Annotated in this window: 9 protein-coding genes; 6 read left to right on the forward strand and 3 right to left on the reverse strand. The window is 70.5% G+C overall.

All coding sequences use genetic code 11. The annotated features are described in order from the left end of the window. The 5 genes from ACWCV3_RS23385 to ACWCV3_RS23405 all read left to right on the forward strand — a co-directional run. On the forward strand, window positions 1-927 hold a 927-nt coding region (locus tag ACWCV3_RS23385; protein WP_451227428.1), incomplete at its 5' end, for an iron-containing alcohol dehydrogenase family protein. A 203-nt stretch (window positions 928-1130) separates the two neighbouring features. Beyond that, window positions 1131-1451 (forward strand): 50S ribosomal protein L21, encoded by a 321-nt coding sequence (rplU, locus tag ACWCV3_RS23390; RefSeq protein WP_030815038.1) that lies wholly within the window; start codon window positions 1131-1133, stop codon window positions 1449-1451. A 14-nt stretch (window positions 1452-1465) separates the two neighbouring features. After that, on the forward strand, window positions 1466-1720 hold the full coding sequence (gene rpmA / locus ACWCV3_RS23395) for a 50S ribosomal protein L27 (protein ID WP_030815036.1): 255 nt from the start codon (window positions 1466-1468) through the stop codon (window positions 1718-1720). Between the two features lie 127 nt (window positions 1721-1847). After that, entirely contained in the window at window positions 1848-3293 is a 1446-nt protein-coding gene (gene obgE / locus ACWCV3_RS23400) for a GTPase ObgE (protein ID WP_451227432.1), read from the forward strand. Between the two features lie 215 nt (window positions 3294-3508). Beyond that, window positions 3509-5569, forward strand: coding sequence for a glycosyltransferase family 4 protein (locus ACWCV3_RS23405; protein WP_451227435.1), 2061 nt, complete (start codon window positions 3509-3511; stop codon window positions 5567-5569). 76 nt (window positions 5570-5645) lie between these two features. On the opposite strand, the gene ACWCV3_RS23410 is transcribed toward ACWCV3_RS23405, so the two are convergent. Both ACWCV3_RS23410 and ACWCV3_RS23415 read right to left on the reverse strand, forming a co-directional pair. Beyond that, window positions 5646-9209, reverse strand: a complete 3564-nt coding sequence (locus ACWCV3_RS23410) for a bifunctional glycosyltransferase/CDP-glycerol:glycerophosphate glycerophosphotransferase (protein WP_451227438.1) — start codon at window positions 9207-9209, stop codon at window positions 5646-5648. A 27-nt stretch (window positions 9210-9236) separates the two neighbouring features. Continuing rightward, complete coding sequence (locus tag ACWCV3_RS23415) at window positions 9237-11468, reverse strand: bifunctional glycosyltransferase/CDP-glycerol:glycerophosphate glycerophosphotransferase (protein WP_451227441.1); 2232 nt, start codon at window positions 11466-11468, stop codon at window positions 9237-9239. A 280-nt stretch (window positions 11469-11748) separates the two neighbouring features. Between ACWCV3_RS23415 and galE the strand changes: the two genes are divergently transcribed. Further along, window positions 11749-12720, forward strand: a complete 972-nt coding sequence (galE, locus tag ACWCV3_RS23420; RefSeq protein ID WP_451227444.1) for a UDP-glucose 4-epimerase GalE — start codon at window positions 11749-11751, stop codon at window positions 12718-12720. Between the two features lie 54 nt (window positions 12721-12774). Here the strand turns inward: galE and ACWCV3_RS23425 are convergent, their stop codons facing one another. Next, a complete protein-coding gene (locus ACWCV3_RS23425) occupies window positions 12775-13512 on the reverse strand; it encodes a L,D-transpeptidase family protein (protein WP_451227447.1) in 738 nt (245 codons plus the stop codon). Between the last annotated feature and the right edge of the window lie 129 nt (window positions 13513-13641).

Below are 13641 nucleotides of genomic sequence, written 5' to 3' on the forward strand. Positions count from 1 at the left end.
GGCTCGGGCGCCCGGCTGCGCGAGCGGGTCGCCCCGCAGCTGCCGGGCGCGACCTGGTACGAGGTCGGCGGCGGCACGCTGGACGACGCCGTGCGGCTGGCCGACGAGATGAAGTCCGGCCGCTACGACGCCGTGGTCGGGCTCGGCGGCGGGAAGGTCATCGACTGCGCCAAGTACGCGGCGGCCCGCATCGGCCTGCCGCTGGTCGCGGTCGCCACCAACCTCTCCCACGACGGCATCTGCTCACCGGTGTCCATCCTGGACAACGACGCGGGCCGGGGCTCCTACGGCGTGCCCACGCCCATCGCGCTGCTGATCGACACCGACATCATCCGCGAGACCCCGGTGCGCTTCGTGCGCTCGGGCATCGGGGACGCGGTGTCGAACATCTCGGCCGTCGCCGACTGGGAGCTGGCCAACCGGGTCAACGGCGAGAAGATCGACGGCCTCGCCGCAGCCATGGCCCGCCAGGCGGGCGAGGCGGTGCTCCGGCATCCCGGCGGCTGCGGCGACGACGCGTTCCTCGCGGTGCTCGCCGAGGGCCTGGTGCTGTCCGGCATCGCCATGTCGATCGCCGGCCACACCCGCCCGTCCTCCGGCGCCTGCCACGAGATCAGCCACGCGCTCGACCTGCTCTTCCCCAAGCGGGCCGCCAGCCACGGCGAGCAGGTGGGCCTCGGCGCCGCCTTCGCGATGCATCTGCGCGGCGACACCGAGGGCTCGTTCCTCATGGCCGCCTCCCTGCGCAGGCACGGGCTGCCGGTGCTGGCCGAGGACATCGGGTTCAGTGTGGACGAGTTCGTCCGGGCCGTGGAGTTCGCGCCGGAGACCCGTCCCGGCCGGTACACGATCCTGGAGCACCTGGACCTCTCCCCGGAGCGGATCCGGCAGGCGTACGCCGCGTACGCGGCCTCGCTGGAGCGCTGATCCGCCGCCGGTCAGCGACCGGTTTGACCCGTACGGGACGCCCCCCGTACTCTTGACCGTCGGCGTGTCAGTTGAACATGCCACATCCCCGTAAACCTTCTCCTCCCGGTCGCCTGGGTGCGGTCGGGAGAGGTCGTTCATGGCGTTCTGCCGGTCCGGCTGGCCTGCGGGGGTGCCGTCCTTCGAGCGAAAGTGAGATCCGCGTGTACGCCATCGTGCGCAGCGGTGGTCGCCAGCACAAGGTTGCTGTCGGCGACATCGTTGAGGTTGACAAGATTTCCACGGCCAATGTCGGCGACACGGTCGAGCTCTCGACCCTGCTCGTCGTCGACGGTGACTCCGTGACCAGCGACCCGTGGGTGCTGGCCGGCATCAAGGTCCAGGCCGAGGTCGTGGACCACCACAAGGGCCAGAAGATCGACATTCTGCGCTACAAGAACAAGACCGGCTACCGCCGCCGTCAGGGCCACCGCCAGCAGTACACGGCGATCAAGGTCACTGAGATCCCCGCGGCTGCGAAGTAAGGGACTGAGAAGACATGGCACACAAGAAGGGCGCATCGTCCACCCGGAACGGTCGCGACTCCAATGCCCAGCGGCTCGGCGTGAAGCGCTTCGGCGGTCAGGTCGTCAGCGCTGGTGAGATCCTCATCCGCCAGCGCGGCACCCACTTCCACCCCGGCGCCGGCGTCGGCCGTGGCGGCGACGACACGCTGTTCGCCCTCCAGCCCGGTGCGGTGGAGTTCGGCACCCACCGCGGCCGCAAGGTCGTGAACATCGTTCCGGTCGCCTGAATCCCCGATTCACGGCCGCGAGCGTAAAAGCTGCGCGAGGCGGACCTCACTTCCCGGTCGGGAAGGCGGGTCCGCCTTTCGCGTGTTGACATAGGTATTACCCGTACTTTTCTGGAGGCACCGAACCATGACCACCTTCGTGGACCGCGTCGAACTGCATGTCGCCGCGGGTAACGGAGGCCACGGCTGTGCCTCCGTCCACCGTGAGAAGTTCAAGCCGCTGGGCGGCCCCGACGGCGGCAACGGCGGGCGGGGCGGTGACGTCATCCTGACCGTCGACCAGTCGGTGACCACGCTGCTCGACTACCACCACTCCCCGCACCGCAAGGCCACCAACGGCAAGCCCGGCGAGGGCGGTCACCGCTCCGGCAAGGACGGCCAGGACCTGGTCCTCCCCGTCCCCGACGGCACGGTCGTCCTGGACAAGGCCGGCAACGTGCTGGCCGACCTCATCGGCCACGGCACCTCCTACGTCGCCGCGCAGGGCGGCCGGGGCGGCCTCGGCAACGCGGCGCTCGCCAGCGCCCGCCGCAAGGCCCCCGGCTTCGCGCTGCTCGGCGAGCCCGGTGACCTCAGGGACGTGGTCCTGGAACTCAAGACCGTCGCCGACGTGGCCCTGGTCGGCTACCCGAGCGCCGGCAAGTCCTCGCTGATCTCGGTGCTCAGCGCCGCAAAGCCGAAGATCGCGGACTACCCCTTCACCACCCTGGTCCCCAACCTCGGTGTGGTGACCGCCGGTTCGGCCGTCTACACCATCGCCGACGTGCCCGGCCTCATCCCCGGCGCCAGCCAGGGCAAGGGCCTGGGGCTGGAGTTCCTGCGCCACGTCGAGCGCTGCTCGGTACTGGTGCACGTGCTGGACACCGCCACCCTGGAGTCCGACCGCGACCCGCTCACCGACCTCGACATCATCGAGGAGGAACTGCGCAGCTACGGCGGCCTGGAGGACCGGCCCCGCATCGTCGTGCTCAACAAGATCGACGTGCCCGACGGCAAGGACCTCGCCGAGATGGTCCGCCCCGACCTGGAGGCGCGCGGCTACCGCGTCTTCGAGGTCTCCGCGGTGGCCCACACCGGCCTGCGCGAGCTGACCTTCGCCCTCGGTGACCTGGTCGGCCAGGCGCGCGCCGCCAAGCCGCAGGAGGAGGCGACGCGCATCGTCATCCGGCCCAAGGCCGTGGACGACGCGGGCTTCACCGTCACCCGCGAGGAACTGGACGGCGAGCCGCTGTACCGGGTGCGCGGCGAGAAGCCGGAGCGCTGGGTGCGCCAGACCGACTTCAACAACGACGAGGCCGTCGGCTACCTCGCCGACCGCCTCAACCGCCTCGGCGTCGAGGACCGGCTGACGAAGGCGGGCGCCCGCGCGGGCGACGGCGTCGCCATCGGCCCCGAGGAGAACGCGGTCGTCTTCGACTGGGAGCCCACGGTCACCGCGGGCGCCGAGATGCTCGGCCGCCGGGGCGAGGACCACCGCCTGGAGGAGGAGCGCCCGGCGGCCCAGCGCCGCAGGGACCGCCAGGCCGAACGCGACGAGGCGCAGAAGGAGTTCGACGACTTCAAGCCCTTCTAGGACGCGGAAGTCAGCCACTCGGGCCGGGAACGCGGCGCCGGACACCCTCGTTGAACAGGGTTTCCGGCGTCGCTCCCGGCCTTCTCGTCACCCGCGGGGAGGGGGTCTGACCGATATATGACCTCTTGGCGAGTAACCTTTTACCGCTTTCCCCCGTCTAGTCAGCCGACTTGGCACACGGGAGGCGCTCACGCGCCATGGGGGAAGAACACACAGTGAAGATCGCATTCCTGGTCCGCGACCTCTGCCACATGGGCGGGGTGGTGAGCGCGACCCAGAACCTGGCCGGGGCGCTCGCCGAGAGGCACGAGGTCGAGATCGTCGCGCTGCGCAAGGTCCGTGACGAGTCGTACTTCCCGCTGGATCCGCGGGTGACGGTCCGGGCACTGACCGACCTGCGTCCCCACTCGCCCGTCTCGGACGTGGACGATCCGCTGGCCGACCGCTTCACGCTGGTCTACCCGCCGAACACCGGGGTGAAGAAGCCGGTGGTCAGCCGGCTGGCCGAGCTGCGGCTGCTCCAGTACCTCGCCACCACCGACGCCGACGTGGTGGTCAGCTCCAACCCGCGCATCACCGTGCTGCTGGCGCACGCCCGGGGGGACTTCCTGCGGGTCGCCCAGGAGCACTCGATGCCGCTCGTCTACGCCGACGACGTGAAGAAGAAGCTCTTCCCCGCGTACCTCCACCTGGACGCGCTGACCGCGCTCACCCCGGAGGAGACCGACAGCATCGCCGGGCAGGTGCCCGGCGTCCGCGACCGGCTCGCGGTGATGCCCAACTGCGTTCCGGCCGCACCGGTCCGCTCACGCGGCACGAGCAAGGTGGTCGTGTCCGCCGGCCACCTCACCGACAACAAGAACCACGTGCTGCTCGTCGAGGCGTTCGCCCGGGTGCACGCCGAGGCCCCGGACTGGAGCCTGCGGATCTACGGCAGCGGCGCCGAGAAGGCCCGGCTGCGGGCCCGTGTCCATGAACTGGGCCTGTCCAACAGCGTGTTGCTGATGGGGCAGGCCGCGCCGGTGACGCCCGAGTTCGGCAAGGGATCGCTCTTCGTGCTGCCCTCCAAGCGGGAGGCGTTCGGCAACGTCCTCGTGGAGGCCATGGCGGCGGGGCTGCCCGTGGTCAGCACCGACGCGGACCACGGGCCCCGCAACATCGTCACCGACGGCGAGGACGGCCTGATCGTGCCGTGCGGCGACGTGGACGCCCTGGCCGAGGCCGTCCTGCGGCTGGTGCGGGACGACGAGCTGCGGCGGAAGATGGCCGAGGCGGCGGTGCGCGGCGCCGAACGGTTCCAGGAGAGGGCGAGCCGCGAGCGGTTCGAGGAGATCATAGAACAGGCGTACGCCCGCAAGGAGCTGCCCCGCGACGCCACCGTACGGGTAGACGAGCAGGGGAGCCTGCACGTCGCCGTGGGCCCGCTGCCCGCGGGCGCCGAGGGCGCCGACCTGCTGCTGCGCAAGGAGGGCAGGGCCCCCGAGGAGCGCCGGTTCGCGCTGACCCCCGGCGGCGACGCGCTCGTGCCCTGGGACGGCGGACTCCCGCAGGGCACCTGGCAGTTGGCCCTGGCCACCCCGGCGGGCGCCGAGGTGCCGCTGACCGCCGGCGGCTTCGGCTGCGACACGCGGGACCTCCTCGCGGTCGAACTCCCCCGCACCGAGGGCCCCGCCCTCGCGCTGCTGCTGCCGCACCGGGACGCGGACGGCCGGCTGCGGGTGCGCAGCGTGCTGCGCGCGACGCACGCCGAGGCCCGGACCGCCGCCGTCGACGAGCGGACCCTGCGGCTGCGGGCGTGGCTGTGGGGCGTGGCGGCCGGCGAGGGCGCGGTGCTGGAGGCCGTGCACCGGCGCGACAGCAAGCGCGTACTGGCCTTCCCGCTCCAGGACGCCGGGGACGGCACCGTGACCGCCGTCGTGGAATGCGCGGCCCTGGCGGAGGAGCACACCGGCGGGACCGGCTCGGAGATCGTCTGGGACTTCTGGGTGCGCCCGGCGGCCGGTGCCGAGCGGGTGGCACTGGCGAAGCTGGCCACCGACGTGCTCAGCCCGATCGACGTGTTCGTGCTGCCCAGGCCCGTGCTCGTCACCGAGGAGGCCGTGGCGGGCGCGCTCCAGGAGCGGTCCTTCTCCCTGGGCGGGCGCGCCCTCCGGGAGGCGAGGCGGGTGCTGAAGCCGGCCCCGCGACCGAAGCCGGAAGTGCGCCGCCGGGAGACCGAGCTGCGGCCCTACTTCACCCTGACCGGCCAGTTCGCGGTGAAGACCGTCCGCCTGTGAGGACACCGGGACGCGAGAAGGGGCCGGGCCCGGAGGACATTCCCTCCGGGCCCGGCCCCTTCCTCCGCGTGCGGGCTCAGATCTCCTTGGCCTGCTCCAGCATCCGGTCCACGACCCGCGCCGAGGCGTGGCCGTCGTCGAGGTCGCAGAACAGGTGGTGGAAGCGGTCGAACCGCTCCTGGTACTCCGCGGACACCGTGTCGATGTCGCGGATCGCGCTCACCAGGTCCTCGGAGTTGTCGATCAGCGGGCCGGGCGAGTCCTGCTCGAAGTCGAAGTAGAACCCGCGCAGCTTGTCGCGGTAGTGCTCCAGGTCGTACGTGAAGAAGAGCATCGGCCGCTTGAGGTGGGCGTAGTCGAACATCACGGACGAGTAGTCGGTGATCATGATGTCCGCCGCCAGGTACAGGTCGGCGATGTCCGGGTACTCCGAGGCGTCGAAGACGAATCCGTTGCCCGCGCCGGGCACCGCGTCGACCACGTTGGAGTGGCGGCGGATCAGCAGCACGTGGTCGTCGCCGAGGCGGCGGCGCGCGTCCTCCAGATCGATCCGCAGGTCGAACAGGTACTGGCCGGCGCTGTGCGACTGGTCGTCGCGCCAGGTCGGCGCGTACAGGACGACCTTCTTGTCCTTCGGGATGCCCAGCGACTCCTTGACCTTGTCCGCGATCTTGTCCTTGTCCGGGGAGTACAGGTAGTCGTTGCGGGGGTAACCCGCCTCCTGGATCTCACCGTCGTAGGAGAAGGCACGCTTGAGGATCGGCGTGGAGAAGCGGTTGGAGGAGACGAGCAGGCTCCAGTTCTTCGCCTCCAGCGCCAGCCGGTTCTGGTACTCGCGGTCGAAGTAGAGGGTCTCGATGTCGTGACCGATCTTCTTCAGCATGGTGCCGTGCCAGGTCTGCACGATGACCTGCCCGGGGCGGCGTTCCACCCACTCGGGCAGGTGCCCGTTGGTGACGATGTAGCGCGAGGTGGCCAGTGCCTCGAACCACTCCCGGCCCCACATGCGGACCTTGTCAGCGGTGGGCGGCAGCACCACCTGGCCGTCGCGCACGGCCCACAGGAACTTCATGTCGCTGCCCCGGCGCAGCAGTTCCTCGTGCATGGCACGCGGGCTGTCCGAGTACTGCTTGCCGTTGTAGCTGAGGAAGAACACCTGGTCACGCAGCGGCTGCTCGCGGCCGGGCTCGTACACCTCGCGGCGCAGCTGGAGCATGCGGTACGGGCCGCGCTCCAGGTCGGTCAGCTCCGAGCGGCAGTTGAGCTGCGGGAAGTCGCCCCAGCGGCTCTCGAACCAGTAGCGGCGGCCGCCCAGTTCGGTGTGGAGCGGGAACTGCGCGGCGGCGAGCCGGTCGATGACGAACTGGGCGTCCGGCACACTCTCGTTCTCGCTGCGCAGCAGCAGGTTCCAGCGGCCGGCCTTCAGCGGGACCCCGCCGGAGCCGCCCATCACGGACGGGTCGAAGGACACGGTGAAGGTGCCGTCGTCCGCCCAGTCCACCGACGCCCTGCGCTCGTCGAAGCGGTTGCTGGCCTTGAGCACCAGCTCCGAGCCGATCAGCTCACGCGAGGCACGGCCGCCGACCGCGATCCTGCCCTCCCGGACGGCGACCGAGGTCAGCACGGCCCGGCGCACCCGGCCGACGATCTTCAGGTAGCCGTTGTTGCCGGAGATCAGGGAGACCTCACGGTTGGCACCCGCCTGGCCGAAGGACTCGGGCACGTCGGCGGAGAGGTCCGCGAGGCCCTCGCTCATGACACTGCCGAACTGGCGCTGCGTCCCGTCCGGGGACTTGGCCAGCAGCGCGACACTCCACAGCCGGCGCTCGGGCTGGGCGTGATCCTCGACGTCCTCGCTGGCCAGCAGCACCACGTCGGACAGCGGCACCCGGCTCTGGAACGTGGTGCGCGTCCCCGCGCGGCCGACGTCGATCGGGTACCAGCGGACCTCGCCGCTCCTGGCGTTGGTCAGCCGCAGCGACAGCTCCTCGCCGGACTTCAGGTCGGTGCGCAGCTCACCGTCGATCTCGACCGAGTCCGCGGTGATCCGGCGGTCGGTGATCAGCGCGCGCACCTTCTCCACGCGCAGCTTGAGCGCGCCGCGCTCCACGACCGGCAGCATCCGGAAGTCGTCGTCCAGCCACTGGTACGGCGCGAAGTTGGCCGCCGCGCCGCCGCGCGCCCACACCGCGCTGCGGCGCACCAGGCCGGAGGCGTAGACGTTGATACCGACGTGCCACAGGCCCTCGCGCCAGGCGCCGCCCTTGCGCAGCTTCGCCGGGTCCAGCTCCAGCTCCCAGCCGGCCCAGTCGTAGTTGTAGCGCTTCTGGCCGGAGTCGGTGGTGGTCTCCGGGCGGTAGACGTTCTTCGCGGGGAGGAACATGCGCTGGCGCGAACCGGCCCGCTTGAGCTGGACGACCTTCAGGCTGCTCCGCTTCGCCGACATGTCGATCTTGTCGATGTAGGCGTCGCCGGTCAGCAGCAGCTTGCCGTCGCGCCAGGTCGCCGCGCGCAGCGGGGCCCGCAGACCGAGGTCGCCGTCGATGCGCAGCGCGGCCTTGGGCAGCTCGAAGCCGCTCTCCTGAAGCGTGCGGAAGCTGGCGTACTTGCGGAAGGTGCCGGAGACCTCGATCGGGTCCTTGCGGCGCTGGGAGGCCAGCAGGGCGATCAGCTCGGGCATGGCGTGCTTGCGCACCAGCAGCCACTGCACGCGCAGGTCCGTGGGGAGCGCCATGACGATCTTCGGGTCGATGGTGTCCAGGAAGCGGTTGGTCGCCTCCAGGAACGCCTCGTGGAACTCGGCGGTCGCGTCCGGCACGACCCGCAGGAACAGGCGCAGGTCGTCGCGGAGCACCCGGTCGTCGTACTGGCGCTTGTACTCGGCGAACTCGGCGCCGGACTGCTGGGCGAGGTAGTCGCTGACCATGCTGACCGCGGTCACCCGGTCGCGGATGGCCTGCGGCTCGCGGCGGCGCTGGGTGATCGAGGGGGCCGACTCGCCCTCGCGCAGCCGCCAGTAGTACGTCGGCTCGCCGATGATGTCGACCGCCTCGGCCTTGTAGTGCGCCGGGAGCACGACCGGGATGTCCTCGTGCAGGATGCCCTCGGGGAAGGAGAAGCCCTGGCCCTCCCAGAACGTCCGGCGGAAGACCTTGTTGCAGGCGATGCGGTCGGCGACCAGCTTCGGGATCTTCGAGATGTGGGTGCGCTTGCGGGCCTCCCCGGCCAGCATCTTCAGCAGCGGCACCTGCCAGGAGCGCTCGCCCTTGAGGTGGAAGACGTTGCCGGTGGCGAAGTCCGAACCGGTCTCGTCCAGGCTGCTCACCATCAGCCGGTAGGCGTCCGGCGGGATCACGTCGTCACTGTCGACGAAGGTCAGGTACTCGGCGCCGGCGGACATGTGCGCGATGCCCGTGTTGCGGGCCGCGCCGAGACCGGCGTTCTCCTTGCGGATGAGGCGGAACCGCTCGTCGCGGGCCGCGTATTCGGCGGCTATCGCGGCCGAGTCGTCGGGTGAACCGTCGTCGACCATCAGGACCTCGAGGTCCTCGAAGGTCTGCGCCGCCAGCGAGTCGAGGCAGGCGGGCAGGTAGCGCTCCACGTTGTAGATGGGGACGATCACACTGAGCCGAGGGGCCATGGTCGGGTTGTCTCTCCTCATGAGTGGTCAGGCCCGCTCGAGCGGTTCGAGCGCCTGCGGGGGAGTCGGTGCGTGGTGACGGTCGGCGAACGGGACGAGGGGCAGCATGTCCTCCTCGCCGAGGAATACCCGGCGCACCACTCGCTCGGCCGCGCGGCCGTCGTCGAATTCGCAGTAGCGCCTGCGGAAGCGGTCACGGTAGCGGGCCGCCTCCGGCCCGTCGTACTCGCCCGATTCGAGGAGCCTGATCAGCTCCGCCTGCGAGGTGGCCACCGCGCCGGGCGGCTCCTCCATCAGGTTGAAGTAGGTGCCGCGCACCGCCGAGTAGATGTCCCAGTCGGAGGCGTAGACGATGACCGGCCGGTCCAGCACCGCGTAGTCGAACATCGCGGAGGAGTAGTCCGTGATCAGGGCGTCCGCGGCGAGGTACAGCTCCTCCACGCGCGGGTGGCCCGAGACGTCGACGATACGGCCGCTGCGGCGCAGCTCCTCCACGTGCGGGGAGTTGCCGTAGAAGTAGTGGCCGCGCACCATCAGCGTGACGTCCGGGCCGAGTTCGTCGGCGAGCCGGACCAGGTCGAGGCTGGGGGTGAAGCCGGCCTGGTACTCGCGGTGGGTCGGCATGTACAGGAACGCCCGCGTGCCCTCGGCGAGTTCGAGGGAGGCGCGGGCCCGGCGCACGTCCTCGGCGGTGGCGTTGACGAGGATGTCGTTGCGCGGGTAGCCGGTCTCCAGCGAGACGTAGGAGCAGGGGTAGACCCGCTCCCACACCGTGGTGGAGAAACGGTTGGAGCTGAGGCTGAAGTCCCAGCGGTCGCAGCGCTCCAGGAGCTTGTCGAAGCTCATGCTGGTGGACGCCGGGTACTTGCGCTGGTCCAGGCCCATGGTCTTGAGCGGGGTGCCGTGGTGGGTCTGGAGGTGGATCTGGCCCTCACGCTTGACCACGCTGTCCGCGAAGTTCACGTTGTTCACGAGGTACTTGGCGCGAGCCAGCACCGACCAGTACTCGCGCGAGCCGACCCGCACGAACTCGTGCCCGGCCGGCACCCGGTCCACCGCGTCCGCCTGGACCGCCCACACCCGGCGCACGTTCGGCGCCAGCCGGGCCAGTTCGGCTTCGATGGCGGCGGGGTTGCAGGAGACGCTGCGGCTCCAGTAGGCGGAGAACAGCGCCAGGTTCTCGTCCAGCGGCAGCTTGAGCTGGGACTGGTAGAACACGCCCATCGCGTTGCGCTTGGACTGGTTCAGGGTGGTGCGGGCCCGGCGGCGGACCGCCTGGCGCAGCTTCACCGCGCCCAGCGCGCCCGCCATCGTCAGGTACGAGCCCCGCTCCAGCATCGCGTACTTGTGGCCGAGGTTGCCGCCGGGCCGGGCGAAGCCCTTCGGCAGCCGGGCCCGGTAGTCGGCGGAGGCGCGGCGGAAGAACTCGGCCCGCGCGTTCTGCGGCAGCCGGCCGGGCTTGGTGAGTACGGTGAGGTAGTGGTCGACCATCTTGCGGAACAACGGCCCGCGCCACTGGTCGAGTTCGGGGTGCGCGTCCAGGAAGCCGAAGACGCGGGCGTACTGGTCGAAGACGTCGAAGTGCTTGCGGCTGACCGTCTTCAGGATGTTGCCGCCCTCGCGGCGCTGGCGGTACATCACGCAGACCCGGTCCAGCACGGCGATGTGCTCGGCACTGATCATCGAGCAGAACGTCCAGGGGGCGTCCTCGTAGTAGCCGGGCGGGAAGCTCAGGCCCATACGGAGGACGAAGTCGCGGCGGTACGCCTTGTTCCACACGATCTGGAGCAGGTCCAGCAGCTGCGGACGCCCGGACAGCGGGAAGGACTCCGGCCCGTCGGGGCGGAGCAGGGCGGCGCGCATGTTCGGGCGGACCCTGCCGTCCCAGTAGCTGCGCGCGTAGTCGTAGACGAGTATCTCCGGGTCGCCGGCGGCCTCGAGCCGCCCGGCTATCGCCCGCAGCGCGCCCTCGGTGAGGGTGTCGTCGCTGTCGAGGAACAGGAGGTACTCGCCCGTCGCCTTCTCCATGCCCGCGTTGCGCGCACGGCCGAGACCCACGTTCTCCGTGAGGTGAATCACGTGAACACGGGGGTCGCGCTCGGCGTACTCGTCCAGAATGGCGCCCGAGGCATCCGGGGAACAGTCGTCGACGGCGATGACCTCGAAGTCCGGGAAGTCCTGTTCGAGGATCGAGTCGAGGCACTCCGCGAGGTACGCCTGCACCTTGTACGCAGGGACGACGAGAGAGAGTTTGGGCATCCTTTACAACCTGTTCCGAGAACCGATCACGTGAGTGTGGGCCGGGACCGGAGTGAACCTTGAGTGAACTCTGTCCGCCGACGGGCCCAATCGTGCCGCCGCCACAGAGTACAAGGACGCTCCCGCAGCGCGAATCGCTCCTTTCCGTCGCGCGGAGTGGTCCACCTCATATCTCCGCCCGAATCACTTTTAGGAATGTCCGTCACGGAATGTCGGATTCGATTTTCCCCGGACCATCAAGGAGTCTGCTGCCGGTAGTGAACTTCGAGGAGGCCCTGGAATGAGCTGGCTGGTCACGGGAGGCGCCGGGTACATCGGCTCGCACGTGGTGCGCGCGATGACGGCGGGCGGCGAGAGCGTCGTCGTGTACGACGACCTGTCGACGGGCAGTGCCGACCGGGTCCCCGCCGGGGTGCCGCTGGTCGTGGGCAGTGTGCTGGACCAGGAGCTGCTCGAAGGCACCCTCCGCGAGCACGGCGTGACCGGCGTGGTGCACATCGCCGCCAAGAAGCAGGTGGGGGAGTCGGTCGAGCGCCCGCTCCACTACTACCGCGAGAACGTGACGGGCCTGCAGAGCCTGCTCGCCGCCATGACGGCCACCGGTGTGGAGCGGATCGTCTTCTCCTCCTCCGCCGCCGTCTACGGCATGCCCGACGTCGACCTCGTGACCGAGGACACCCCGTGCGCCCCGATGAGCCCCTACGGGGAGACCAAGCTCGTCGGTGAGTGGCTCATCGCGGCCGCCGCCCGGGCCCACGGTCTGCGCGCCGTCAGCCTGCGCTACTTCAACGTCGCCGGGGCGGCCGCGCCCGAACTCGCCGACGAGGGTGTGTTCAACCTCATCCCCATGGTCTTCGAGCGCCTGGAGGCCTCCGAGGCCCCCCGCATCTTCGGTGACGACTACGCCACCGAGGACGGCACCTGCGTGCGGGACTACATCCACGTCCAGGACATCGCCTCCGCCCACCAGGCCGCCGCCGTCCGGCTGCGCGAGGCCCCCGAGGGCACCTCGCTGGTCCTCAACATCGGTCGCGGTGAGGGAAGTTCGGTCAGGGAGATGGTGGACCGCATCCTCAAGACCACCGGCAACGAGGACGTCACCCCCGAGGTCACCGAGCGCCGCGCCGGCGACCCCGCCCGGGTGGTGGCCGCCGCCGGCCGCATCCGCGCCGAACTGGGCTGGACGGCCCGGCACGGCCTGGACGAGATGATCGACTCCGCCTGGCAGGGCTGGCGCCACCACCACGGCTGATCCCGGACAGCGAGAAGCGCCGGTGCGGACGTCCGCACCGGCGCTTCACCGTCCTCACACCTTCAGGTCCGCCGCGTCGCCCATCACCACGACCGGATGCCGCTTCGGATCCAGCGTGCGCAGCAGGTACTCCATGTCGGCCTTCGACTGGCTCACGCACGCCGACGTGCCGCTGCCGTGGTCCATGTGGAGCCAGATGCCGCCGCCCTTGGACTGCCCCTGCGGGCGCGTCTGGTCGTTGGGCGGGGTGCCCTTGACGCGGTTGTAGTCGATGGCGATGACGAGGTCGAAGTCGTGCCGGTACGACTTCTTCCAGTAGCTCGGCGCCCGGAAGGCCGCCGACTCGGTGTAGGGCAGCTTGGCCTCGGGCTGGGCCAGCACCCCGCCGGCGTCGCTGAGCGTGAACACCCCGACCGGGCTGCGCAGGTCGTTCTCGTGATGATCCGTCGTCCAGCCCCTGCGGCCGTTGTGGGTGGCCCAGGCACGCTCCCGCGTCCAGGTCTGCCCCTGCTTCGTGTACAGCGCCGCGCCGGAGTCCGCCGAGTTCCGCCCCTTGCCCGAGACGACCAGGACCTGCCGGGAATCCTCGGGCACGCGCTCCCACAGCCGGTCACCGACACCGGGCACCCGCTTCAGGCCGGCCTGCGGGGCCTTTTCGTCCTCCTGGGTCCGCGCGGACGCCGGGTTCTTCTTCTCGGACTTCCCCGGACCCCCGCACCCCGTCGCCCCGAGGACGAGCAACGCCCCGCCCGCCGCAGCCGCAACCGCTCGCACCGCACCGCCATTTCGCATGGGCTCCATGGTCGCAGAACGCCCCCCGTCCCTACGCCGTACCCTCACCGCCCCCGTCGTCCGCCTGCTGGAACCCGGCTGCACCGGCCACCGGCATTCCCGTAGATTGCGGGCACACGGACCGGGGCG

It is taken from the genome of Streptomyces sp. NPDC001781 (assembly GCF_053596035.1).